Annotated in this window: 21 protein-coding genes; 10 read left to right on the top strand and 11 right to left on the bottom strand. The window is 71.5% G+C overall.

Features of this window, described 5'->3' with window-relative positions; translation table 11 throughout:
* Nucleotides 1-45: 45 nt before the first annotated feature.
* The 5 genes from ABZ857_RS06695 to ABZ857_RS06675 all read right to left on the bottom strand — a co-directional run bounded on the left by ABZ857_RS06695 (nucleotide 46) and on the right by ABZ857_RS06675 (nucleotide 5,380).
* Nucleotides 46-1,092: an alpha/beta hydrolase gene (locus ABZ857_RS06695; protein ID WP_357038607.1), complete on the bottom strand. Its 1,047-nt coding sequence runs from the start codon at nucleotides 1,090-1,092 to the stop codon at nucleotides 46-48.
* Nucleotides 1,093-1,325: 233 nt separating this feature from the next.
* Nucleotides 1,326-2,162 (bottom strand): NAD(P)H-binding protein, encoded by an 837-nt coding sequence (locus tag ABZ857_RS06690; RefSeq protein WP_357038604.1) that lies wholly within the window; start codon nucleotides 2,160-2,162, stop codon nucleotides 1,326-1,328.
* 28 nt (nucleotides 2,163-2,190) lie between these two features.
* Nucleotides 2,191-2,595 carry a hypothetical protein gene (locus ABZ857_RS06685; protein ID WP_357038601.1) on the bottom strand — a complete coding sequence of 135 codons (405 nt, stop codon included), beginning with the start codon at nucleotides 2,593-2,595 and terminating at the stop codon, nucleotides 2,191-2,193.
* A gap of 210 nt (nucleotides 2,596-2,805) precedes the next feature.
* Nucleotides 2,806-3,411 (bottom strand): response regulator transcription factor, encoded by a 606-nt coding sequence (locus tag ABZ857_RS06680; RefSeq protein ID WP_357038598.1) that lies wholly within the window; start codon nucleotides 3,409-3,411, stop codon nucleotides 2,806-2,808.
* A gap of 58 nt (nucleotides 3,412-3,469) precedes the next feature.
* Nucleotides 3,470-5,380 (bottom strand): histidine kinase, encoded by a 1,911-nt coding sequence (locus ABZ857_RS06675; RefSeq protein ID WP_357038595.1) that lies wholly within the window; start codon nucleotides 5,378-5,380, stop codon nucleotides 3,470-3,472.
* Nucleotides 5,381-5,592: 212 nt separating this feature from the next.
* On the opposite strand from ABZ857_RS06675, the gene ABZ857_RS06670 reads away from it, so the two are divergent.
* Nucleotides 5,593-6,231, top strand: coding sequence for a DUF1579 family protein (locus ABZ857_RS06670; RefSeq protein WP_357038592.1), 639 nt, complete (start codon nucleotides 5,593-5,595; stop codon nucleotides 6,229-6,231).
* A 15-nt stretch (nucleotides 6,232-6,246) separates the two neighbouring features.
* Here the strand turns inward: ABZ857_RS06670 and ABZ857_RS06665 are convergent, their stop codons facing one another.
* Nucleotides 6,247-7,299: a GNAT family N-acetyltransferase gene (locus tag ABZ857_RS06665; RefSeq protein WP_357038589.1), complete on the bottom strand. Its 1,053-nt coding sequence runs from the start codon at nucleotides 7,297-7,299 to the stop codon at nucleotides 6,247-6,249.
* Nucleotides 7,300-7,374: 75 nt separating this feature from the next.
* The gene (locus ABZ857_RS06660) at nucleotides 7,375-7,620 is read right to left on the bottom strand and encodes a DUF2630 family protein (RefSeq protein ID WP_357038586.1); all 246 of its coding nucleotides are present in this window, start codon (nucleotides 7,618-7,620) and stop codon (nucleotides 7,375-7,377) included.
* Between the two features lie 274 nt (nucleotides 7,621-7,894).
* Between ABZ857_RS06660 and leuA the strand changes: the two genes are divergently transcribed.
* The 4 genes from leuA to ABZ857_RS06640 all read left to right on the top strand — a co-directional run bounded on the left by leuA (nucleotide 7,895) and on the right by ABZ857_RS06640 (nucleotide 14,013).
* On the top strand, nucleotides 7,895-9,622 hold the full coding sequence (leuA, locus tag ABZ857_RS06655; RefSeq protein ID WP_357039361.1) for a 2-isopropylmalate synthase: 1,728 nt from the start codon (nucleotides 7,895-7,897) through the stop codon (nucleotides 9,620-9,622).
* Between the two features lie 359 nt (nucleotides 9,623-9,981).
* Nucleotides 9,982-11,700 (top strand): hypothetical protein, encoded by a 1,719-nt coding sequence (locus ABZ857_RS06650; protein ID WP_357038583.1) that lies wholly within the window; start codon nucleotides 9,982-9,984, stop codon nucleotides 11,698-11,700.
* Nucleotides 11,701-11,830: 130 nt separating this feature from the next.
* Complete coding sequence (locus ABZ857_RS06645) at nucleotides 11,831-13,462, top strand: FUSC family protein (RefSeq protein ID WP_357038580.1); 1,632 nt, start codon at nucleotides 11,831-11,833, stop codon at nucleotides 13,460-13,462.
* A gap of 11 nt (nucleotides 13,463-13,473) precedes the next feature.
* Nucleotides 13,474-14,013, top strand: coding sequence for a MarR family transcriptional regulator (locus ABZ857_RS06640; protein ID WP_357038578.1), 540 nt, complete (start codon nucleotides 13,474-13,476; stop codon nucleotides 14,011-14,013).
* Nucleotides 14,014-14,082: 69 nt separating this feature from the next.
* On the opposite strand, the gene ABZ857_RS06635 is transcribed toward ABZ857_RS06640, so the two are convergent.
* Nucleotides 14,083-14,781 (bottom strand): TetR/AcrR family transcriptional regulator, encoded by a 699-nt coding sequence (locus ABZ857_RS06635; RefSeq protein WP_357038575.1) that lies wholly within the window; start codon nucleotides 14,779-14,781, stop codon nucleotides 14,083-14,085.
* Between the two features lie 111 nt (nucleotides 14,782-14,892).
* Between ABZ857_RS06635 and ABZ857_RS06630 the strand changes: the two genes are divergently transcribed.
* From ABZ857_RS06630 to ABZ857_RS06615, 4 genes are all read left to right on the top strand, one after another.
* Nucleotides 14,893-15,240: a YrdB family protein gene (locus ABZ857_RS06630; RefSeq protein WP_357038572.1), complete on the top strand. Its 348-nt coding sequence runs from the start codon at nucleotides 14,893-14,895 to the stop codon at nucleotides 15,238-15,240.
* Nucleotides 15,241-15,250: 10 nt separating this feature from the next.
* On the top strand, nucleotides 15,251-16,180 hold the full coding sequence (locus ABZ857_RS06625; protein WP_357038569.1) for an NAD-dependent epimerase/dehydratase family protein: 930 nt from the start codon (nucleotides 15,251-15,253) through the stop codon (nucleotides 16,178-16,180).
* 34 nt (nucleotides 16,181-16,214) lie between these two features.
* Nucleotides 16,215-17,126, top strand: coding sequence for a Gfo/Idh/MocA family oxidoreductase (locus ABZ857_RS06620; protein ID WP_357038566.1), 912 nt, complete (start codon nucleotides 16,215-16,217; stop codon nucleotides 17,124-17,126).
* Nucleotides 17,127-17,230: 104 nt separating this feature from the next.
* Complete coding sequence (locus tag ABZ857_RS06615; RefSeq protein ID WP_357038563.1) at nucleotides 17,231-17,947, top strand: hypothetical protein; 717 nt, start codon at nucleotides 17,231-17,233, stop codon at nucleotides 17,945-17,947.
* Between the two features lie 87 nt (nucleotides 17,948-18,034).
* Here the strand turns inward: ABZ857_RS06615 and ABZ857_RS06610 are convergent, their stop codons facing one another.
* Complete coding sequence (locus ABZ857_RS06610; RefSeq protein ID WP_357038560.1) at nucleotides 18,035-19,372, bottom strand: Glu/Leu/Phe/Val dehydrogenase; 1,338 nt, start codon at nucleotides 19,370-19,372, stop codon at nucleotides 18,035-18,037.
* Nucleotides 19,373-19,636: 264 nt separating this feature from the next.
* Here ABZ857_RS06610 and ABZ857_RS06605 point away from each other — a divergent pair, with 264 nt between their 5' ends.
* The gene (locus ABZ857_RS06605) at nucleotides 19,637-21,220 is read left to right on the top strand and encodes an alkaline phosphatase D family protein (protein WP_357038557.1); all 1,584 of its coding nucleotides are present in this window, start codon (nucleotides 19,637-19,639) and stop codon (nucleotides 21,218-21,220) included.
* On the opposite strand, the gene rocD is transcribed toward ABZ857_RS06605, so the two are convergent.
* Together rocD and ddaH are read right to left on the bottom strand one after the other, a co-directional pair.
* Complete coding sequence (gene rocD, locus ABZ857_RS06600; protein ID WP_357038554.1) at nucleotides 21,189-22,403, bottom strand: ornithine--oxo-acid transaminase; 1,215 nt, start codon at nucleotides 22,401-22,403, stop codon at nucleotides 21,189-21,191. The two genes, ABZ857_RS06605 and rocD, sit on opposite strands and share 32 nt — an antisense overlap.
* Nucleotides 22,400-23,254, bottom strand: coding sequence for a dimethylargininase (gene ddaH, locus ABZ857_RS06595; RefSeq protein WP_357038551.1), 855 nt, complete (start codon nucleotides 23,252-23,254; stop codon nucleotides 22,400-22,402). Before ddaH ends, rocD begins: the two co-directional genes overlap by 4 nt.
* Nucleotides 23,255-23,293: the final 39 nt, after the last annotated feature.

Below are 23,293 nucleotides of genomic sequence, written 5' to 3'. Positions count from 1 at the left end.
ACCGGCACCGGAACGGTTCTCGCGGCCGGCTTGCACCGGTGCCGGTCAACCATCGCGCCCGGCCTCGATCCGGACTCGCCGAACGTGGTCGAGTATCACCTTGACGACCAGCTCCGGCCGGTCCCGGTGGATGTGATGCCCCGCATGCTCCGCGACGACGTGTACGGCGTTCGAGGACAGCCGTACCAGGTCGGCCTGGAGTGGAGACCAGACGGAGTAGAAGCGGCGCTGTTCGGCGACCGCGTTCATATCGGCGCCCGGCGGTTCGTCCGGGCTGGAGGAGACGACGGTGAGCGGAACCGCCCCCAGGCTCGGCGCTCGGCGGCGGACCTGCACGGGGTTGACGGTGATCGCGGCCGCCGCCTCACGCAACTCCGCGCGGCGTTGCCGGTCGCTGAGGTCGAAGGCGATCCTGGTGGACAGGAGCTTCGACGGCAGGCGCCGGGTCTCGGCCTCGCGGCGGGCGCGGTCGCTCCATCCGGCGTCGAAGGCCAGGCGCCGAAGCCCCAGCGGTGTCAGGCGCGAGCGCAGCATCTCCCGGGCGATGCCGGCTCTCGTCCCGTGCAGCAGGCGGATCTGCTCGGGATGGCTGGAATCGACAAGGACGACCGCTGCCACGGCGCCGGGTCTTTCGGCTGCGAACAGCCGGACGATGTTCCCCCCGGCCGAATGCCCCACCAGAACGTACGGCGGAGCGATGCCCGCCTCGTCCAGCGCGCGCCGCAGGTCGCGGGCGGCTCCCAGCGCCGTCGCCGCCCACGGGGACGGGTCGCTCCACCCGAGTCCGGCGCGGTCGTACAGGACGACCGACGACTCCACCGCCAGTTCGGGTAACAGGGCGGCCCAGTTCAAACCCGGCTCGCCGAGCCCGGGCACGATGACGACGGTCGGCGAGCCCGTGCCCGCGGTCCACAGGTGGATCCGCCGGCCACCGACGTCGACCATCCGTCCGGGGGGAGGAAACCGGCGGCGATCACGCCGGGCTCCGTAGGTCTGGTAGACGGCGCTCATGGCGGCCCCGGCGATCGCTCCTGAAACGAGCCCGGCCAGCGCCTTGACGATGATCCCCCTGATACGGATCGAGCGGTTCATCACACTCCACTTGCGCCGGTTCTTCGATGATTCCCGTAGGAGGGACGAGAGCGGCGGTCGCGCCTTGGATCACCTTGACTCCGCTATTCGTACAGCGAGTTCGGTCACCAAATCAATGACGATCCAAAAGGGCGGATGGGAAGTGGGCGTGGACGCCTCGGCGCGGTCGTGGCCGGCCTGGCGTCCGGGACCACCGGTGCCAGGTGCTGGAGGTTTCTGCGGTTGAGGGCGTCCTAGATCTTGCGAAAGGCGTCGGCGTGGGCGTTCGCCCATTGCTCGAAGGTGCGGGGCGGGCGTCCGGTCACCTCCCGCACCGTGGGGTGGACTCGCGACTCGTCCAGCGTGCCGTCGGCGAAGAACCGGAAGAACGCGTCGACGTACTGCGCGGGCATCCGCGCCTCCATCTCGGCCCGGGCCTCGGCGTTCGCCAGGCCTTCGCAGCGCAGATCCCTGCCGAGCACCGTGGCGAGGACGGCGACCTGGTCGGCGGGCAGCAGCGCCTGCGGGCCGGTCACTTCGTGGATCAGGCCGTCGTGCCCGTCGTCCAGCAGCGCCCGTGCCGCGACGGCGGCGATGTCGAAGGGATCGACGGCGGCGGTGCGCACGCCGGCGAACGGCACGCGCACCACGTCGCCGGCCTCGAGCTGAGGCAGCCAGCGCAGGGCGTTGGACATGAACGACCTCGGCCTCAGGATGGTCCAGGGCAGGCCGGATGTTCGCACGGCCCGCTCGGAGAGGGTCATGTAGCGGGAGACGGCGTTGGTCATGTCCTCGAGCGCGGCCGAGCCGCCCGTCAGCAGCACGATCCGCTCCACCCCGGCCTGGCGGGCGCGGGCCAGCAGGCCGGGCATGTCGTCGTAGCCGGGCAGCAGGAACACACGGCGGACACCGTCGAACGCATCGGTCAGGCTCTCCGGACGGTTGAGGTCGCCGCCGACGGGCTCCGCGTCAGGGGGCAGGGCGGCGTCCCCGGGGTTCCGGACGAGCGCCCGCACCCGTTCACCCGCCCCCAGCAGCGCCGTGACCAGTTCCGAGCCGACGTTCCCGGTCGCGCCGGTCACCAGGATCATGCACATCTCCGTTCGTCTGCAGAGCGGTCTACGCGGCCCGGATGAGTCCGGCCGCCAGGGCGATGAGCGCGGCCGCGAGGAGCAGGGCGCCGGTCCGCGTGAGCGCCGTGCCGTACGAGCCCCGGCCCTCCTCACCGATGCCGAGGTGGAGGAAGAATCCGCCCGACTGGGCCAGCACCCCGGCGAGCAGGGCGGCGCCGCACAGCCATTCCAGGCCGTCGGGGAAGCCGGCGCGGGGCAGGTACAGCAGATAGACGAGTGAGAGCACCAGGAGCACACCCGCGTGCGCGTGACCGGCGCGGAAGAAGCGTTCGCGGAGGGCCCCGAGCCTGTCGCGGTCCGTGGTGACGAAACGCAGCAGCGCGTGCCCGCCGAACTCGACGGTGACGATCGACAGGATCGCGACGATCGGCAGGACTTCGGTGGGCTCCATCAGAGCGCCCCGGCGCCTGCGAGGGCCGCCGCCCGCTGCGGCGGGGCGTTGCCCGTCTTTCCCATGAAATCTCCTGGCTCACAAGGCGGCCATGACCGCGGAACGCGGCGGAGGCCGTTCGGTGGATCTGGGTTCACCGGAATCGTGGCAGGAGGCTGGAAAAGGCCGTTAGTGCCCCAGTAACCGGGCCGATGTGCATTTCGCACACGGCTAGATCCAGCCGGACTCGGTGGCGATCCGGATGGCGTCGACCCGGTTGCGGGCCCCCAGCTTGGCCACCGCCGAGGTGAGATAGTTGCGCACCGTGCCGTAGGTCAGGAAGAGCCGCTCGGCGATCTCGGCGGGCTGCGCGCCCGTGGCCGACATGCGCAGCACCTCCGTCTCGCGCTGGCTGAGCGGGCTTTCCGGCGCCTCCAGCGCGACCAGCGCCAGCGACGGGTCCACCGCTCGTCCCCCCGCCGCGACGGTCCTGATCGCCGCGGCGAGCTCGGCCGGCCGGATGTCCTTCGGAACGAAGCCTGCGACCTGGACGCCCAGCGCCCTGCGCAGGACGCCCGGTTTGGTCAGCGCCGTCAGGATCAGGACGGCGCATCCGGGCAGCGCCCTTCGCAGCTCGGCCGCCGCGGTCACGCCGTCCAGCCCCGGCAGGTCGATGTCGATCACGGCCACGTCGGGCCGGTGCTCCAGCGCCGCGGGCACGATCTCCAGGCCGGAGGCCACCCCCGCCACCACCTCGATGTCGTCGTGCAGCGACAGCAGCTCGACCAGCGCTTCGCGGAGGATGTGCATGTCCTCCGCGATGAGGACGCGAATCACGCGCATCACCCTCCCGGCCCTCGAACGAACGGCCTCGACCGGCATCCGATCGACAGGATCATGCCAGCGGTCTCAACTCCGGGAGAGCCGAGGTGCCCGCGACCGGGTGGAAGCCCTCCGGACCGCCATCGGGTTCGGCCGGTGCAGGGAACTCGGCGAGCACCTCGAAGCTGTCACCCGCGCGGTGTCCCGCCGTCACCCGCCCGCTGGTCCGCGCCGCGATGCTGTCGAGCCCGGTGCCGCGCCGTTCCGGCCGCTCCGGTCCCTCCAGTACGGCGGCGCCGTCGTTGACCAGCCGCAACCGTACGCCGCCAGCCGTGACCGAAACGGTGATCTCGCAGGTGCGGGCCCGACTGTGACGCAGGACGTTGGTGACGCCTTCACGGAGCACCGCGGCCAGGGCGGTGTCGACCGCCGCCGGAATCCGACCCGTCTCGACGCGCACCGCCGCCTCGATCCCCGCGTCCGCCAGCACCTCGCGGGCGGCGTCGATCTCGACGCTCAACCGCAGCTCGACCCGGTCGCCGGTGATGGAGTCGAGCTCCACCAGGGCCCGGTCGACCAGTGAGCCCAGTGCGGCGATCTGGGTCCTGGCCCTGGCGGGGTCGGCGCCGAGCAGGTGTTCCGCCACCTCACCCTTGAGGGCGACCGCCGACAGGCTGTAGCCCAGGATGTCGTGCAGGTCACCGGCGATCCGCAGTCGTTCGCGGCGCACCGCCGCCTCGGCGAGCTCGTGCCGTGCGCGCTCCAGCACCGCGAGGAGCCCGCTCAGCCGCCCGAGGCAGTAGACCAGCCACATGATCATGACGTGGCCGCCGAAGTTGCTCAGCGCGGCGGGAAGGTCGTCGATGAAGAGGAAACTGCTGTCGACGCGGTGCAGGAACCAGACGAGGTGCCCGCCCAGGACGACCCCGACGATCGCCCAGGAGCGCGGCGGCCGCACGTTGAGCAGCAGTTTGCCGGTGAAGACGCTCAGCAGGCGGTCCCAGGCGTCGGGGAAGACGGGCAGGGGCAGCAGGATCAGCAGGCTCTGCGCGACCAGCACCGTCCGCGACTGCGGGAGCACCTGGAGGACCGCGATGACGACGAGCAGGACGGCGGCGAAGGCGAAGGCCGGCCAGTCGCCGGGGCGGACGTAGGCCAGGGTCTTCAGGACGAGCAGGCATTGGATGACCAGGACCGCGAGCAGCACACGTCGCGCCAGCCGCGGCGACTCGATCCGCGGCGAGATCTTCTCGGGGGCGTCGGCGCGGTAGGCGCCGGCCGTGCCGCGCACCTCCGCCAGGGTGCGCCGCGCGAGTTCGATCCCTTCCCGGAGGGAGTGCCGCGCCTCCTCCGGCTCCTGCCGGGCCGCGGTCCGCATCCGGAACGCGATCGCCTGGAGTTTCCCGCCGAGCAGGTGCCGCAGCTCTCCGTCCAGCCGCAGCCGTTCCCTCGACAGGGCCGTCCGAGCCAGTTCCTCGCGAGTCTGGTGAAGTCTCGTGACGGCCATGACGAGCCTGGACAGGCCGAAGACGATGAGACCGTCGTCCGCCGTGACGATCATGTAGCCGACGCCTGCCTGGATCTCCTGCCCGGGAGCGGCGTCGAAGCCGAGGAGGAAGACCGACGCGCCGGCCGCGGCCACGCTGAGGACGAACAGCGGCCAGGCGATCCGTGTGGGGAGCGCGCACAGCGCGGCGGCGGCCACGGTCCACGGCATCCAGTCCCAGGACTGGCCGACGAACGGGAACGGCAGGAAGTAGAGCAGCACCACGGCGGCGAAGAGCCGGTAGCGGACGGCTGGGCTCCAGCACCACAGCGCCAGCGCGACGAGCGGCGGATAGGACGCCATCGGGAGCAGCACGCCGAGCGGACCGGCGCCGTTGTCCAGACCGCTGAACGCGCGGATGTAGACGAGGATGCCGAACGAGGCCCACAACATGGCCCTGGCCAGCCGGAGCGGAAGGTCGTCCGCGGTTCGCCCCACTCGCCGGGACCCTCCCGTGAACCGTGCGAAATGCACATCTAGCCGATGACCGGGACACTATCAGCCCCGCTTTCCCCGATGTCATGATCCCGTACGTCCCGCCGCCGGCCCGGCGCACGAGAGCCCTGGCCAGCCCGCGGCCCGAGATCATTTCACGTCGGCGCGGCCACACCACCTCGTCTGCCGGCCCCTCGCAGCCCATGGAGACACCCATGCTGAAGAGACTGTCCCTGTCCGTCGTCTCGGCCGCGGCCGTACTGGCCCTGACCGGCACGCCGGCCGCCGCCACGGCGCCGGTCCCCGCGACCGCCGTCCGGACCCAGAGCGCGCCCGCCGGCCCGCTCGAGGCGGGGCCTTTCCATCGCCGGCTCGACCCGCTGGTCGGCACCTGGAAGGCCACGAAGTACAACTACCTTCTCGGCGGCGACGGCAAGCCGGTCGTCTCCCGCGACATCACGGTCAGGACGCGATGGATCGCCAAGACGGGCGGCCGGTTCCTGGAAGAGGAGGCCGAGGGCGTCCTGGGCGGCCACCCCTACTACCGGCTGGGGATCCTCGGCTTCTCCACCATCGACCGGCGCTACGAGTGGACCACCTTCGACAGCGTCACCCCCACCGCGATGACCTACCGCGGCCCCGCCCTCTCCGAGGTCGGCGACGTGCTGTCGCTGCCCGGGACGTTCACCGACCCCGGCGTGCTCGGCCCCGAGTACGTCGGGAAGACCATACCGATGCGCACCGTGATCACCATCAGGTCGAACGACCGGCACACCTTCGACCTGTACTTCACCCCGCCCGGCCAGCCGGAGCGGCTGGTCGACCGCGTCGTCTACACCCGGAAGACGAAGTAGGCCCGCCGTCCCCGGTCAGATGTCGAGCTGCCACTGGTGCCAGGTGTCGAAGATCTCGAAGCCCATCGCCTCGTTGATGGCCAGCATGTGCGGGTTGGCGACGGAGTTCCACGTGATCACACGCTCGGCGGACGGCTCGCAGGCGCGGAGCCAGGTGATGTTGGCGAGCTTGAGCACCAGGCCGAGCCGCCGGCCGCGGTGCGGCGGGAGGACGGTGGTCGCGCCCTGGCGGGCCCATCCCTCCGGCCGCTCGGCGTCCACCGTGATCTGGGTGAACCCCGCCGGCTCTCCGCTGGTCGTGTGCCGGGCGATCAACGTGTACGTCCGCAGGCCCGCCCGAGCGAGCATCTCCTCGCGGGCGCGTACGCGGTCGGCGGTCCACCGCTGGTCCTCCATCGCGAGGTCGCCCAGCGGCTCGTCGTTCATGCCCTCAGCCAGGCGGGCCATGTCGTCGAGCAGGTCGTCGGGGGTCGGCCCGGCCCACCGTTCGAGCGAGTAGCCCGTGGCGTGCCGTACGGCGCGGGCGCGGAGGAGTTCGAGGCCGGACCAGTCCGCCGTGCGCAGGTCGAGCACCAGCCGGGTCTCGGTGGAGGCCGGGGAGAATCCGCGGGCCTTGGCGAACGCCGTGCCCGGCCCGTCCGCGGCGGCCTCGGCGATCACGACGCGCCTGCCCTCGTCGCGCGCGCGGCCGATGGCGTGGTCGAGCAGCATGCTGCCGACGCCCTCACGCCGGCGCAGGGGATGCGTCATCAGGCGGAGCATGGCGATGTGGGTGTTGTCGTCCTCCGGGAGGTGGAGGACGTAGCCGCCGACGACTCGCCCATCGACGACCTGGCCGGCGGTGGCTCGGCCGTCGTCGCGCGCCACCCATGCCTCGGCCCGCTCGCCGCCGGGCCCGCTCAGGAGGCTCGCCGAGAAGTGCCGCCACGACATCGCCGGACCCGGATGGTCGCAGGCCCGCGCGATGTCATACAGAACGGCCAGAGGGGAGTGGCCCGCCGGGCCGGCCGGCTCGTCTTCTTCCTGCTCGGCGTCGTTTCCGACGGGGGCGACGCGCATCATCCGCATGCCGACAAGAATTTCGCACACCTTGTCAGGAACGCGACTGTTTTTCACATCGTGGAACGGTGGCGGGTGAGCGCTCTACTGCAGGTAGTTCTCGACCTCGTTGACCGGGCGGGGGGAGGCGAAGTCGGGGTCCTCGCCGACGTCGCGCCGGGCGCGGCGCCGGCGCAGCAGGTCCCAGCAGCGGTCGAGCTGCTCCTCCAGGGAGGCGATCCTGTCGTGCTCCTCCTCCGAGGTCAGCTCGCCCGCGACCAGGCGTTCGCGCAGCGAGTGCTCCTCGTCGACCAGCTCGCTGATCCGCTTCAGGATCTCGTCGTCCTTCATGGGGCCTCCTTCGTCACGAGTCACCCTAACCTGGTGCTCCGTCTCGAAATGTGATCGGGTGTCTCACCCGGTCCAGGGCGTCTGCTAACCTGCTTGGCATGCTGCGCGGACTCCTTCTTATCCGCCGCGGCGAGGGCCTGTAAGAGGCCGGCTCCCTCGCCGCGGTGCGAGAGTCATGCGCGTCGGCCGCCCTGGTTTCATCCAACGGCGCCCCTCCCTCACGAACCGACGGCAACGTCGTGCCCGGGGCTCGCCGTGCGCCCGACGAGGAGCAATCATGAATGAGCAGCAGCCCAGTCCCATGCCGTTCCAGCGCTACACGCCGTTCGAGCCCGTACGGCTGACCGACCGCACCTGGCCCGACAAGGTCATCACGAAGGCGCCCCGCTGGTGCGCGGTGGACCTGCGCGACGGCAACCAGGCGCTGATCGACCCGATGGACGCCGACCGCAAGCTGAAGATGTTCGACCTGCTGGTGCGGATGGGCTACAAGGAGATCGAGGTCGGCTTCCCGGCGGCGTCGCAGACCGACTACGACTTCGTCCGCCAGATCATCGAAGAGGAGCGCATCCCCTCCGACGTGGTCATCCAGGTGCTGACGCAGGCCCGGCCCGAGCTGATCGAGCGGACCTTCGAGTCGCTGCGTGGCGCCCGCCAGGCGATCGTCCACCTCTACAACTCCACCTCCACCCTCCAGCGCCGGGTCGTCTTCGGCCAGGACAGGGACGGCATCACCGCCATCGCCGTCGAGGGCGCCAAGCTGTGCAAGAAGCTGGCGGCCGAGACGGAGGGCACGGAGATCTACTTCCAGTACTCGCCCGAGTCCTTCACCGGCACCGAGCTGGAGTACGCCGTCGAGGTCTGCAACGCCGTCAACGACGTGTGGCAGCCCACCCCCGACCGCAAGGTGATCGTCAACCTGCCGGCGACGGTCGAGATGGCCACCCCCAACGTGTACGCCGACCAGATCGAGTGGATGCACCGCAACCTGGCGTACCGGGACTCGATCGTGCTGTCCCTGCACCCGCACAACGACCGCGGCACCGCCGTCGCCGCCGCCGAGCTGGGCTACATGGCCGGCGCCGACCGCATCGAGGGCTGCCTGTTCGGCAACGGCGAGCGGACCGGCAACGTCTGCCTGGTCACGCTGGGCATGAACCTGTTCTCCCAGGGCATCGACCCGGAGATCGACTTCTCGGACATGGACGAGATCCGGCGGGTGGTCGAGCACTGCAACCAGCTGCCCGTGCACCCCCGCCACCCGTGGGGCGGCGAGCTGGTCTACACGGCCTTCTCCGGCTCCCACCAGGACGCCATCAAGAAGGGCTTCGAGCACCTGGAGCGCGACGCGGCCGCCGCCGGGGTGCCGGTCGACCAGTTCACGTGGGCCGTGCCGTACCTGCCGATCGACCCCAAGGACATCGGCCGCACGTACGAGGCCGTGATCCGCGTCAACAGCCAGTCGGGCAAGGGCGGCGTCGCCTACATCATGAAGGCCGACCACCAGCTCGACCTGCCGCGCCGCCTGCAGATCGAGTTCTCCCGCGTCATCCAGGCCCGTACGGACGCCGAGGGCGGCGAGGTGACCGCGGGCGAGATGTGGGAGCTGTTCTCCGACGAGTACCTGCCCAACGCGTCCCGGCCCTGGGGCCGCCTGGGCCTGCTGGCCCACCGGCACACCTCCACCGTGGACGACAAGGACGCGATCAGCGCCGACCTGCGGGTCGACGGCCAGATCCGGGAGATCGAGGGCGTCGGCAACGGCCCCATCTCGGCCTTCTGCGACGCGCTGGAGAACATCGGGGTGCCGGTGCGGGTCCTCGACTACACCGAGCACGCGATGAGCGCGGGCGCCGACGCCAAGGCCGCGTCGTACGTGGAGTGCGAGGTCGGCGGGCCGAACGGCACGCAGGTCCTGTGGGGCGTCGGCATCGACGCGAACACGACGACCGCCTCGCTCAAGGCCATCATCTCCGCCGTCAACCGCGCCACCCGCGCCTGACGTCCCCTGATTCTTGCAGTGACGCGGCAGGACCTGCGGTCTCACTGCCCATGACCTTGCACAAAATCGCAAGCATATGCCCTGATCAGCCCAAAAGGCTGTCGTGAATACGCGAAAGGCGGCAACCGGGAGATCCCCGACTGCCGCCTTTCGCATGTCTCATGATTGATGTGGCCCGCCACGATCCACAGCCACGGGCACAATGGATCACGCAAAAGCCGACCCCCACCCCGGCGGGCGCTCGCGGCTGATCAACCACACGGGGCCTGTACGGCGGTGCCGCACTAAGATCGCGTCCCGTGCCTTCGGATAGTTCCTGGCGGATTATCAGGATTGGATTAGTAGGTCTGGTCCTTGCGGTGGCGGTCGCGGGCCTGGTGCTGGGTGACGCCTGGCTCTGGGTGGCCGTCGAATGGTCGCCGCCGGCCTATGTGGAGTTCTACGTACGAGGCGAATTCGACACCCCGACGACTGTGGCGCTGCTCGTGGCCGCTCCGGTGAAGGCCGCGCTCCTGTGGCTGATCCTGCGTGCCCCCGCGCCGGGACCGCTGGACCGCCGGGAGAAGGCGCTGCGCCGACTGCTGTATCTGGCAGTGGCGTACGGCCTCGTGCTGTGGTATCCGATCGCGCTGCTCCCCGACGCGGTCGACGCGGCATTCCAGCTCGTGCTGTGGACCGCGATCGACGTCCTCTTCCTGCTCGTCATCCGCTGGCGGTCCCGCGTGCTGCGTGCGGCGGCCGGAGCGATGTTCGCGGTCGAGCTGGCCGGGGCGGCCGACGAACTGCTCGACGCACTCGACCTGCCAGAGCTTGGGTCGGGCGGCGTCGTCGAACTGGGCTTGATACTGGGCGGAGTGGCGGCGACCGCCATCACGGTCGTCGGGCAGTGGCGCGACGGCCGGTGGAGCCGCGGCACGCAGGCCGCCGGGTGGTTGTCGGTGGGCGTCTACGCGCTGGTGATCCCGCTCAACGTTCTCTTCAGCAGGATCTCCAGCGGCCATCTGGCGGTGCTGGTCATGATGGACGCGGTGGAACTCGTCAGCGTCGTGTGGATCGCGGCGACCGCCCGTGAACTGCCCGCCGAGGGCCGCCCGGCGGACCTTCCGCCCGCCCGGCGGCGCGTGATCCGCGTCGCGGTGGCGGCCGTGGCCGTACTGCCGATCATCGCGCTGATCCACCCGGAGCAGACCCCGCACCTCACCTACACCGGCTGGTCGATGGACTGTTATGACCGGCCCAGCTTCGGCGACCTGAAACCCGCGGAACGCGACGCCGCGTTCCTGTGCCGGGCGCGGAGCACAGATGGCGGAGTCCCGCCCATGTTCCCCGACAGCCTGTCGGACCAGCAGATCCTCGCGTACGGGCGGGCGCTGTGCCGTGCGAAGGACCGCGACGAGCAGGAGGCGATTCTGACGAGGGCCGGGAGCGCGCGGTCCGCCTGGGGCGCGGACCCGTGGGACCTCGTCTACGTCTGCCCGGAGATCGTCGGCGCGACCCGTCCCGAGCTGCTGCGGTCGACCAAGGAGGCGCAGGCGGCGAACGCCGCCTACATCGCCGAGGAGAACGCGAAGTGCCGCGACCCGTGGCCCCGGACGAAGGGTGTCGTCCAGGCGACGGCCAAATACTTCCTGTTCGTGGACGGCGATCCCGGCTATCTGGTCCACGACCCCGAAGACGACGCGGCCGGCGAGATGGAGGAGCAGGCGATGGACAAGCTCGACGACGACAGCACCCTCTTGGGGGTGGCCGGCAGCGCGGTGCTCATCGGGCATGTCGAAGACGTCTCTGATCTGTGCCTCACTGTGAAGGCCTTCCGCACCCCGCCGCCACCGCGGACGGCCGGGTGGGAGCAGGTCAACGAGGTGCCGATCGTCAGCCGCAGCGGCAAGCTCACCGTGCCGGAGATGGGCGAGGGCGGAGACGTGGGCGCGGGTGCCCCGATGCCGAACCTGGCGATCGCGGGGAAGGGCCGCTACCGGCTCCGTGTCTATGTGCGGGTCGACGATGCGGGAGAGGAGCAGCACCTGGTCGTCGTGTTCCCGGGGGCGTCGAGGAAGAGGCTCAAGCTGAAGTCATGAGCGGGAGGCCGGGGCTGGGCTCGAATAAGGCGCAGGTAGACCCCCGTGGCGGCGGGGTCGAGTCGTTCGCGGGCTGGTATCTTTCACGAGTAAAACACTTGCGAAAGAACGGGGGATCATGAGGCCGGCGATGCGAGGGCGGCTGCCGTTGCGGGGAGTGTTCCGGATCGGCGGGCTGGGCGACGTCTGGCACAAGCACGCGCTCAGCGCGGTGATCGCACTCGCCGTGCCGGACACGGTCCTGCTCCTGCTGGACCGCCTGGACCTGGCCGTCTACACCTCCGCCGGAGCCATGTGCGCCCTCTACGCGCACGGCCTGCCGTACCGGGTGCGGGCCCGAACCCTGCTCGGCGTGACGGCGGGCATGGTCGCCAGCGTGGGCGTCGCGCTCACCGCGGCCGGGCTCACCCGGTCGGCGCCCGTCCTGGTCGGCGTGGCGGCGCTGCTGGCCGCCGCGCACAAGGTGGCGTGCGACGCCGCCCGGATCGGCCCGCCGGGCAATCTGATCTTCACGTTCATGAGCGCGACCTGCGCCTTCCTGCCGCAGCGGCTCGGCGAGATCCCCCTCCACCTCGCGCTCGTCGCGGCCGCCGCGGCGCTGGCCTGGCTGGTCTGCATGGCTCCCGCGCTCGTACGGCCCGAAGGGCCGCAGCGCACGGCGGTGGCCCGCGCCCTGGAGGCCGCCGTACGGCTCGCCCACGCGGAGGGGACGGGGGTCGCCCGCGCCCGGCACGACGCGGCGGCGGCGGTGAACGCGGCATGGCACACGCTGCTCCCGTCGCCCGAGGGGCCGGGCAGGCACGCGCTCGAACGCCTCCTGGCCCGGGTGGAGGCGTCCCTCCCGGCCGTGTCCCGCGACGAGGCGGGTCGCTTCGCGAGCTGGGCGGCCGACGTGCGCCGCAACCGGCCGGTGCCCGAGGTGAGTCTCGGTGAGACGGAGGCCGCCGGGCTCGCGGGCATCGCGCTGGAACGGGCGGCGCCGGGCGGGCCCGGCCTGCTGAGCATGTTCCACCCCGCCTCCCCGCTGTTCCCGATCGGCGTACGCGTCGCCGTCGGATCCGCCCTCGCCGGGCTGGTCTCGCTGGCGGCGGGAGTCGGCCACCCCTACTGGGCGGTGGTCACGGCCGCGTCCGTCTTCCAGGCCAACGCCACGCTGTCGTGGCAACGGGCCCTGCAGCGGGCTCTCGGCAGCGTGGTCGGCCTGCTCGTCTTCACGGCGCTCCTGCCGGTCGGCCGTACGGGCGCGCTCGCCCTGGTCCTGCTCACGCTGGCCCTGCAGTTCTGCACCGAGGCGCTGATGACCCGCAACTACTGGCTGGGCACGGTGTGCGTGACGCCGATGGCTCTCCTGCTCACCGAGCTGCCCGGCTATCAGCCCGCGTGGCGGCTGGTCAGCGACCGCTGGCTGGACACGGCCGTGGGCGTCGCGGCGGGCCTGCTCGGCTGCCTGCTGGTGACCAACCGCCGCAGCGCCGGGCGGATCGACGCGGCGCTGCGGCGTGTGGCCGATGCCCAGGCGGCCGCCCGGCGTCTGCTGGCTCTGGGCACCGGTGAGCCGGGAGAGACCGCGCGGGTCCGCGGCATGCTCGTGGACGCCCTGGTGGAGCTGCGCCGCGCCTCCGACGTCGCGGCCGGCGAGTGGTGGCAGCGCGCGCTGCCGGAGGAGCAGGTCGCCCGGGCCGAGCACGAGGGGCATCGCCTGCTGGCGAGGATGGCCGCGGCGGCTCGGGATAGAGTCGGCTGCGAACGGACCCAGGGCTGAGGAATCGGGGCGTGGAGGACATCGCCGAGGAGGCGCCCGAGAGCGTCGCAGAGGACGTCGTCGCGCAGGTGATGCGTCAGTGGCGGCGTGTCCACCCCGAGCTGGACACCGCGCCGATCGCCGTGATCGGCCGCCTCACCCGGTGTGTCCTGCTGCTCCAGCAGGCCGGCGACGCGCCCCTCGGGGAGTACGGGCTCACCCGGCCGGAGTTCGACGTCCTCGCAGCCCTGCGCCGGCTCGACCGGGAGCTCACGCCGAGTCAGATCGCCAGGGAGACCTTCGCCTCGGGGGCGGCCGTCACCAAGCGGCTGCGGGTCCTGGAGGAGCGCGGGCTGGTGAGCCGCCGCCCCGACGAGCGCGACCGGCGGGTCTCCCACCTCGCGCTCACCGACGAGGGCCGTGCGCTCACCGACCGGCTCCTGCCGCGGCAGCTGCGTTACGAGGGCGATCTCCTGGCGGCGATGGGCGCCGACCGGCGGCGGGAGCTGGGAGACCTGCTCGGCGAGCTGCTCCTCCTGCTGGAAGGACGCCTCGGCGCCCGCCAGCCCTGATCGAAGCAAGCCAGGCCCCGGCAGAACCCGGATCGGCGCGGGCTGCTCGGGCGAAGCCGAGTCGTGCTCCTACTCGGGCAGGCCGACGAGGCGGGCCAGGCAGGTCATGTTGTGCTCGAACAGCTCGGCCCGGTGGGTGATCGTGTTGTTGAACTGGCCGAAGAGTTCGAAGCTGACCATCCCGAAAAGGCCCGTCCACGCGACGATCGCCCGCGTGATCACGTCGTCCGGCGCGTCCGGTATCAGCGACCGTACGACCTCGGCGTCCTCGGCCAGGATCGCGGGCGGCGGCGGGCAGATCGGGGGAGGGACGAGCTTGCCCGCGCGGTGGGCGTCGGCGACGATCCGCCCGAACACGGCCGTGTCCCGCACCGCCGGCGCGATGGTGTCGTCCGGCGCCCGGTAGCCCGGCACGGGTGAGCCGTACAGCAGGGCGTACTCGTGCGGATGGGCCAGGGCCCACTCGCGTACGGCCCGGCAGACGGCATGCCAGCGCCCGGTGAAGTCGTCGCGGGCGCAAGAGCCGTCGGCGCGCTCGACGGCCTCCCCGATCGCGTTGTACCCGTCGATGATCAGCGCGGTCAGCAGGTCGTCGCGGCTGGGGAAGTAGCGGTAGATCGCCGACGAGACCATCCCCATCTCCCGGGCCACCGCCCGCAGGGACAGGCCCGCGGCCCCTTCGGTCGCCAGCTGTCGCCGGGCGATGTCCGTGATCTCCCTGATCAGCTCCGCTCTCACCCGCTCCCGCGCGGTACGGCTCGCATTCATGCGGCCAGGCTAACAGAGCACCTGAGCGATTAGAGAGCAGCGCTCTTGACGAAGTCCCTCCAATAAGAGAGCATTGCTCTCGAAACAGAGCAATGAACGCAAGGAGTGCCGATGCTCACCGTGGCCAAGGGCGTGATCCCCGCAGTGATGTTCTTCCTGGAGCTGGGCGTGCTGATCTCGCTGGCCTACTGGGGGTTCACCCTGGAGGCGAACGTGCTGGTCAAGATCCTTCTGGGCCTCGGTGGGCCGGCGGTGTTCGCCACGCTTTGGGGGTTGTTCATGGCGGGTGGCAAGGCGCCGCACCAGTTGCACGGTCTCGCCCGGGCCGCCTTCGAGGTTGTGTGGTTCGGGGCGGGGGCGGCCGCGCTGGCGGCCTCCGGCCTCGTCACGGCGGGTGTCGTGTTCGCGGTCGTGTACGTCGTGGACGGCGTGCTGCGGCTGCTGACGGATCAGGTCTGAAGGAGAAGCGATGGGCAGGCATGTGATCGTCGGAGCGGGACAGGTCGGCGGCGGGCTCGCCGAGACGCTGGCGGAGCGCGGGCACGAGGTGACCCTCGTCACCCGTTCGGGCTCGGGCCCGAAGCGTCCGGGGATATCGCCGGTCGCGGCGGACGCGGCCGACGCCGGAGTGATGCGGCGGCTCACCGAGGGGGCCGACGCGCTGTACAACTGCGCCAACCCGCGCTATCACCGGTGGCCCCTGGACTGGCCGCCGATCGCGGCCTCGCTGCTGGCCGCCGCCGAGTCGTCCGGGGCCGTCCTGGTCACGCTGGGCAACCTGTACGGGTACGGGCCGGTGGAAGGGCCGATGACCGAGGACCTGCCGCTCGCCGCGACGGGCACCAAGGGCATGGTCCGGGCGCGGATGTGGGAGGAGATGCGGGCGGCCCACGAGGCCGGCCGGGTGCGGGTCACGGAGGTGCGCGGCTCGGACTACTACGGGCCGCGGTCGTCCGACCAGTCATACCTGGGGCCCCGGCTCCTGGAGCCCCTGCTCGCGGGCAAGCCCGCCACCGTCGTGAGTGACCCCGACATCCCGCACAGCTGGACATATCTGCCCGATGTCGTGCGGGCGCTGGCGGCGGCCGCCGAGGAGGAGCGCGCGTGGGGCCGGCCCTGGCACGTCCCGACCGCGCCGCCCTTCACGATGCGGCGGTTCGCCGAGATGGTGTGTGAGGCCGGGGGCGTCCCGGCGCCGCGCCTGCGGCGGCTGCCGGCGTGGATGCTGAAGGCGGGGGGCCTCGTATCGCCGTTCCTGCGCGAGCTGGGGGAGACCCGCTACCAGTTCGACCGGCCGTACGTGCTCGACTCCTCCACCTCCCAGGAGGTCCTCGGGTTCGCGCCGACGCCGGTCGAGGACGGGGCGAAGCGGACGGCGGCATGGTGGCGGGGGCGCTGAGAGGCGCCGGAAGGGCGGCGGTAGTCTCCCCGGCATGAGAGTCGGGATCGTCGGCCTGGGAGACATCGCGGAGAAGGCGTACCTGCCGGTGCTGGCGGCGACGCCGGGCATCGAGCCGCTGCTGTGCACCCGCGACCGGGCGGCTCTCGACCGGCTCGGCGACGCGTACCGGATCGGCGCGCGCTTCACCTCCCTGGACGGCCTCGTCGAGGCCGGGATCGACGCGGCCTTCGTGCACGCGGCCACCGCCGCCCACGTCCCCATCGTGACCGCGCTGCTGGAGGCGGGCGTGCACGTCTACGTGGACAAGCCCCTCGCCTACGACGCCGCCGCCTCCGCCGGGCTCGTACGGCTGGCACGGGAGCGGGACAGGTCGCTGATGGTCGGGTTCAACCGCAGGCACGCCCCGGCGTACGCGGCCCTGCGCGACCTGCCGCGCGACGTGGTCGTGATGCAGAAGAACCGGCGTGACCTGCCCGGCGACCCGCGGACCGTGATCTTCGACGACTTCGTCCACGTGGCCGACACGCTGCGCTTCCTCGCCCCGGGGCCGATCACCGGCACTGCGGTCAGGACCAGGGTGCGCGACGGCCTGCTCGAACACGTGGTGCTGACGCTGGGCGGCGACGGGTTCACCGCCGTCGGCGTGATGAGCCGCACCAGCGGCGCCGCCGAGGAGACGTGCGAGGTCATGGGCGACGGCGGGAAGCGGCGCGTCGTCAACCTCGGCGACGTGGTCGACTTCGCCGGCGGCGAGACCGTCACGAGGCGGGGGGACTGGGTCCCGGCGACCCGCCAGCGCGGCATCGAGCAGATCGTCGGAGAGTTCCTCGCCGCGGTCCGGGAGGGGCGGATCCTCACGGCCGACGACGCCCTGCTGACCCACGAGCTGTGCGAGGAGGTCGTGAGAGCCGCGACGGGCGCCGCGACCACCTCGTGCCGCTGATCCGAAGCGGGGGACCAGCCCTCACCACCGCCTCAGCGGTCCGGCGCCGGGGGTTCCAAGCCAGATCCAAGAGGCTTGTCAGAAGCCGCGCCGATCATGCCCGCATGAGGAGAATCCTGCTGGCCGCCCTACTGCTCGGCGGCCTTCTGACCGCGACTCCCGCCGCGGCCGCCACGGCGGTCGCCCAGCTGACCATGCCGTACATCCTGGCGCCCGTCCACCAGGGCCAGTGCCCGCCCGTGGGGGGCTTCAGGGCGGACGCGCTGGTCATGACGGACCGCGACACCACCGTCAGCTACCGCCTGGTCGTCGACGGCAAGCCGGGAGTCACCAGGACCCAGCAGATCAGGGCCGGCCTGAGGCAGACGATCGGAGATCTCTGGTACAGCAACAACACCACGACCAGCGTCACCGGCACCGTACGCATCGAGGTGCTGAACGAGAACATGCCCTTCAGGGAAGCGCCCTACAGCATCACCTGCCAGCAGGTGGACGTCCCGTCCGGCGGCGTGGGCATCGTCGGGTTCACCCCGATGGCCTACTACGGTGACTGCCTCGAGGCGCCCTACGTGACCGCTCACGGCACCTTCCGCGCTCCCGGGGGAGCCCAGCTCACCTGGCGATGGGTCATCGACGGGGTGCCCGGGTCCTACTACACCGGCACGGTGCCGCCCAGCGGATACGCGAAGGTGCAGGCCGCCCACTGGACCCGGGAGCCGAGGTACAGCGGAGTCGTCCGCCTCGAGGCGCTCGGTTACGGAAACCCGTTCGTCGAGGCCCTGTATCCCGTCCGCTGCCAGGGTTCACCCAAGAAGAGCTGACCCGCGGGGCCGGCCTGACCGCCTCCCGGAAGCCGCATATTCCCGGGAGGCGGTCATCGTCGCCGTCTTCGAAGCGCCTCGGGGGCGTCAGGGGTAGAGGCCCCGCATCCGGTGGGCCTCGGCCACCCGCCCCACCCCGATCGCGTGGGCGGCCTGGCGGAGCGTGAGGTCACGCTCCTCGGCCAGGTCCGCGACCGCCCGGTAGGCGTTCTCCATAAGGTCGCGGAGCTTCACCTCGACCTCTCCGGCGCTCCAGGAGTACGCCTGGGTGTTCTGCACCCACTCCAGGTAGGACACGATCACCCCGCCGGCGTTGGCCAGGATGTCGGGGACCACCGTGACCCCGTTGCCGGCCAGGATCAGGTCGGCCTCGGGCGTGGTGGGCCCGTTGGCGCCCTCCACGACCAGGCGGGCCCGCACGCGCGGCGCGTTGTCCGCGGTGATCACGCCTTCGAGCGCGGCCGGCACCAGCACGTCCACGTCGAGCTCCAGCAGCTCCTCGCGGGAGAGCGGGTCGGCGTCGCGGTAACCGTGGACCGTCCCGGTCTCGGCCGCGTGGGCGCGCAGTGCGGCGACGTCGAGGCCGGAGGACCGGACGACCGCGCCGCCCGCGTCGGAGACGGCCACGACACGGCAGCCGGCGTCGGCGAGATACTGCGCGGCGAGCGCGCCCACCTTGCCGAAGCCCTGCACCGCCACGGTCGTGCCCTCGGGGGATCGCGCCCCGCTCGTCTGGGCCAGCGCCTGCAGCGCGGCGATCTGCACCCCGCGCGAGGTCGCGCCCGCGCGGCCCAGCGAGCCGCCGAGGGCCGTGGGCTTGCCGGTCACCACGCCCGGGACGGAGTAGCCCGCGTTCGCGCTGTAGGTGTCCATGATCCAGGCCATGGTCTGCTCGTCGGTGCCCACGTCGGGCGCGGGGATGTCCTTCTCCGGGCCGATGAGCGGCAGGATCTCGTTGACGTAGCGCCGGGTGACGCGTTCCAGCTCGCGGGTGGTCAGCGTGGCCGGGTCGACCGCGACGCCGCCCTTGGCCCCGCCGTACGGGATGCCGACGAGGGCGCACTTCCACGTCATCCACATGGCGAGGGCGGTGACCTCGGCGAGGTCGGTGGCGGGGTGGAAGCGGATGCCGCCCTTGGCCGGGCCGCGCGACAGGTTGTGCTGCACGCGGTGGCCCTGCACCACCTCCAGGCGGCCGTCCTCGCGCCGTACGGGCACCGAGACCGTCAGCGAGCGGCGGGGCGTGGCGAGCATGTGGTGCATGCCGTCGTCGAGGCCGAGGAAGCGGGACGCCTCGGCGAGCTGGAAGCGGGCGGCGGCGAGGGCACGCTCACCGGGCGTGGGCTGACCGGCGTTGGTGAATCGGGGATCGGGGATCGGAGACCGAACCCCCGACGCCGTTGTCGGGAAGTCCGTGATGGTCATGTTCTGTTGTACTCCTGTCGGAATAGTGGCCGTCCCCCGGACCTCGCGTGCCGTCGTCGTTGACGGCTGCGAAGGCGGACCGGGAGGAGCGACATCTGGATCAAACCGTGCACCGGGTGATCGCGATATAGGCCAATACGGAGATCGCCGGGCGGGTTTTCGCCGTTCCGGCGCATAGGTAGTGCACGCGGACGGATGGATGAGCCCCAAGTCCTGCTTTGCCATCCTTTTGCGGTAGACAGGGTTTGCAAGTAGACATGGGGCGTGCCGGAACTTGTGCTGGGCCCGCTGCTGCGTCACGTGGACGCGGCCGCCGCGACCGTCTGGGTGGAGACCTCCGAGCCCTGCACGGTCCGCGTGCGCGCCGGCGACGCCTGCACCGAGGAGCGCACCTTCACGGTGCACGGCCACCACTACGCCCTGCTCGACGTCGGCATCGAGGGCCCGGTGGCCTACGAGGTGGAGCTCGACGACCGGCGGGTGTGGCCTGAGGAGGGCCTGCCGCCCAGCGTGATCCGCCCGCTGACCCGCCTCGACCGGCTGATCTTCGGCTCCTGCCGCACCAGCGTCCCGCACGAGGAGCCGTACGTGCGCACGCACGGCCCGGACGTCCTGCGGGCGTACGGCCTGCGCCTGATGGAGTCGCCGGACGAGCGGCCCGACCTGATCCTGCTGCTGGGCGACCAGGTGTACGCCGACGAGCTCACCCCGGACATGAAGGAGTTCATCGCCGGGCGCAGGGACGAAGGACCCGAGGAGGTCGTCGACTTCGAGGAGTACGCCGAGCTGTACCGGCAGGCGTGGTCCGACCCTCCGGTCCGCTGGCTGATGGCCACGGTCCCCACCCTGATGATCTTCGATGACCACGACGTCAGGGACGACTGGAACACCTCGGACGTCTGGCGCGGGCAGATGGCCGAGGTGCCCTGGTGGGGGCGGCGCATCGTCTCCGCGCTCGGCTCGTACTACATCTACCAGCACCTGGGGAATCTGCCCCCGGCCGAGCGGGCGGCCGATCCCGTGCTGGCCGCGCTGCGGGCGGGCGGCGGCGACGAGGCGCTCGACGCCTTCGCCCGGCGGGCCGACAAGGAGCCCGGCTCGGTGCGCTGGAGCTACCACAGGGACCTGGGCGGCACCCGGCTGATCGTGCTGGACAGCCGCAGCGCCCGGGTGCTGGAGCCGGGACGCCGGCGGATGCTCGACCCGGGCGAGTGGGACTGGTTCGACAAGCACGCCACCGGCGACTTCGACCACCTGCTCGTCGGGTCCTCGCTGCCGATCCTGCTGCCCGCCGGGATCCACCACGTGGAGAGCTGGAACGAGGCGGTCTGCGACGGCAGCTGGGGCCGCCGGGCGGCGCGGTGGGGCGAGCGGGTGCGGCAGTTTCTCGACCTGGAGCACTGGGGGGCCTTCCGCCGGTCGTTCGAGGAGCTCGCGCGGGTGGTGCTGGAGGTCGCCTCGGGCGGCCGGGGCAGGCCGCCCGCGACCGTCCTGCTGCTGTCGGGCGACGTCCACTACTCCTACATGGCGTCCGTACGGCGCCGGGGCGGGGGGCGCGTCCACCAGATCGTCTGCTCGCCGATCCGCAACCCGCTGAGCCGCACGCTGCGCTTCGCCAACATCGTGGCGTCGTTCGGGCTCGCGGGTGTGCTCGGCGGGGTGCTGGCGAGGGCCGGGGGCATTCCCCGGGCGCCGTTGCGGTGGCGGATCAGCAAGGGACCCTGGTTCCCCAACATGATGACCGCCATCGACCTGGCGCCCGGAGAGGCCACGGTGACGTGGTTCACCGACACCGGCGATCAGGACACGGTGCGGATCAGGCCCGAGCCTCCCGCAGCACCGCGCTGAGCTGGTCCAGCGCCCAGGCCAGGTCGTCCCGGGAGACGACGAGGGGTGGCGCGAGGCGGATCGTCGAGCCGTGCGTGTCCTTGACGAGCACGCCGCGGCGCATGAGCGCCTCGCTGATCTGCCGTCCGGTGCCGAGCGAGGGGTCGATGTCGATGCCCGCCCACAGCCCGCGCCCGCGCACCGCCACCACGCCGTGTTCCTGGCGGCCGAGGTCCGCCAGGCGCGCGTGCAGGAACGCGCCGAGCTCGCGGGCCCTGGCCTGGTAGTCGCCGGTCCGCAGCAGCCCGATCACCGCGTCGCCGACGGCGCACGCCAGCGGGTTGCCGCCGAAGGTGGAACCGTGCTGGCCGGGCCCGATCACGCCCATGACGTCGGTGTTCGCGACGACCGCGGAGACCGGGACCACGCCGCCGCCGAGGGCCTTGCCCAGCACGTACAGGTCGGGGACGACGCGCTCGTGGTCGCAGGCGAACGTGTCGCCGGTGCGGCCGAGGCCCGACTGGATCTCGTCGGCCACGAACAGCACGTTGTTGTCGGTGCAGATCTCCCGGACCGCGGCCAGGTAGCCGTCCGGCGGGACCAGCACGCCGGCCTCGCCCTGGATCGGTTCGAGCAGCACGGCCACCGTGTTCTCGTCGATCGCCTCCCTGACCGCCTCGGCGGAGCCGTACTTGACGATCCGGAAGCCGGGGGAGAAGGGGCCGAAGCCGTCCCGGGACTCCGGGTCGGTGGAGAAGCCCACGATGGTCGTGGTGCGGCCGTGGAAGTTGTCCTCCATCACGACGATGTTGGCCTGGTCGGGGGCGACGCCCTTGACCTCGTAGCCCCACTTGCGGGCGACCTTGACGGCGGTCTCGACAGCCTCCGCGCCGGTGTTCATCGGCAGGACCATGTCCTTGCCGCACAGCTCGGAAAGGCCGGTCACGAACGCGGCGAACCGGTCGTGGTAGAACGCCCGGCTGGTCAGCGTCAGCCGGTCGAGCTGCTCGCGGGCCGCCGCGAGGATCGCGGGGTTGCCGTGGCCGAAGTTCAGCGAGGAGTAGCCGGCCAGGCAGTCGAGATACCGCTTGCCCTCCACGTCGGTGACCCAGGCGCCCTCGGCCGAGCTGATCACGACGGGCAGCGGGTGGTAGTTGTGCGCGCTGTGGCTCTCGCTGAGCCGGATCAGTTCCTCGCTGTTCATCGAATCTCCCTGTTCGGCCGGATCTCGAGGGTGCAGCACTTGGGCCCGCCGCCGGCCTTGCGCAGCTCGCCGAGGTCCACCGGGACGACCTCGAAGCCACGGCGCTTGAGTTCCAGGATCAGCCCGGTCGCCTCGGCGTTGACGACGACGTTGCGGCCGTCGCTCACCGCGTTGAGGCCCAGCACCTCCGCGTCCGCGGACGTGGCGATCACGGCGTCGGGGAACAGCCGCCGCAGCACCTTCCTGCTGCCCTCGCTGAACGCCTCCGGATAGTACGCCACGTTGTGGCCGTCCAGCGGAAACAGAGCGGTGTCGAGGTGGTAGTACCTCGGGTCGACCAGGCGCAGCGTGACGACCGGGCGGCCGAGGAACTCCTGGGCCTCCATGTGCGCCGCCACGTCGGTGCGGAAGCCCGTCCCGGCCAGGATCATCTCGTCGAGCGTGAGGTAGTCGCCCTCGCCCTCGTTGGTGAAGGACGCCTCCAGTGTCTCGTATCCCCGTTCGACGAACCACCGCAGGTAGGCGGGGCCCTCGGCGGCGCGTTCCGGGTGGGCGAACCTGGCCCCGTAGACCCGTCCGTCCACGACGAGCGCGCCGTTCGCGGCGAACACCATGTCCGGCAGGCCCTCGATCGGGTCGATCAGGCTGACGCGGTGGCCGAGCCCCTCGTACGCCTGCCGGAGGCTGTCCCACTGCCGCAACGCCCTGGCCGTGTCGGCGCCCTTCTCGGGATGCATCCACGGGTTGATGGAATACGAGACCGTGAAGAACTCGGGCCGGCACATCAGGAAATGCCGGGCCGTGCCCGTACGACCACTGTCCGTGGTCTCGGTGGCTGGCGCGAGTGTCATCGTCGACTCCAAGCGGGAAACCGGGTGAACGGGACTTCA

The sequence above is a fragment of the Microbispora sp. NPDC046933 genome (assembly GCF_040644635.1).
GTDB lineage: Bacteria > Actinomycetota > Actinomycetes > Streptosporangiales > Streptosporangiaceae > Microbispora.
This window is presented reverse-complemented; position numbering and strand designations above follow the sequence as displayed.

Bases quoted from the DNA above. Each gene is read 5' to 3' on its own strand.
- ABZ857_RS06695 (WP_357038607.1), bottom strand. From the start codon at position 1,092: ATGAACCGCTCGATCCGTATCAGGGGGATCATCGTCAAGGCGCTGGCC.
- ABZ857_RS06690 (WP_357038604.1), bottom strand. From the start codon at position 2,162: ATGATCCTGGTGACCGGCGCGACCGGGAACGTCGGCTCGGAACTGGTC.
- ABZ857_RS06685 (WP_357038601.1), bottom strand. From the start codon at position 2,595: ATGGAGCCCACCGAAGTCCTGCCGATCGTCGCGATCCTGTCGATCGTC.
- ABZ857_RS06670 (WP_357038592.1), top strand. From the start codon at position 5,593: ATGCTGAAGAGACTGTCCCTGTCCGTCGTCTCGGCCGCGGCCGTACTG.
- ABZ857_RS06665 (WP_357038589.1), bottom strand. From the start codon at position 7,299: ATGCGGATGATGCGCGTCGCCCCCGTCGGAAACGACGCCGAGCAGGAA.
- ABZ857_RS06660 (WP_357038586.1), bottom strand. From the start codon at position 7,620: ATGAAGGACGACGAGATCCTGAAGCGGATCAGCGAGCTGGTCGACGAG.
- ABZ857_RS06645 (WP_357038580.1), top strand. From the start codon at position 11,831: ATGCGAGGGCGGCTGCCGTTGCGGGGAGTGTTCCGGATCGGCGGGCTG.
- ABZ857_RS06635 (WP_357038575.1), bottom strand. From the start codon at position 14,781: ATGAATGCGAGCCGTACCGCGCGGGAGCGGGTGAGAGCGGAGCTGATC.
- ABZ857_RS06630 (WP_357038572.1), top strand. From the start codon at position 14,893: ATGCTCACCGTGGCCAAGGGCGTGATCCCCGCAGTGATGTTCTTCCTG.
- ABZ857_RS06625 (WP_357038569.1), top strand. From the start codon at position 15,251: ATGGGCAGGCATGTGATCGTCGGAGCGGGACAGGTCGGCGGCGGGCTC.
- ABZ857_RS06620 (WP_357038566.1), top strand. From the start codon at position 16,215: ATGAGAGTCGGGATCGTCGGCCTGGGAGACATCGCGGAGAAGGCGTAC.
- ABZ857_RS06615 (WP_357038563.1), top strand. From the start codon at position 17,231: ATGAGGAGAATCCTGCTGGCCGCCCTACTGCTCGGCGGCCTTCTGACC.
- ABZ857_RS06610 (WP_357038560.1), bottom strand. From the start codon at position 19,372: ATGACCATCACGGACTTCCCGACAACGGCGTCGGGGGTTCGGTCTCCG.
- rocD (WP_357038554.1), bottom strand. From the start codon at position 22,403: ATGAACAGCGAGGAACTGATCCGGCTCAGCGAGAGCCACAGCGCGCAC.
- ddaH (WP_357038551.1), bottom strand. From the start codon at position 23,254: ATGACACTCGCGCCAGCCACCGAGACCACGGACAGTGGTCGTACGGGC.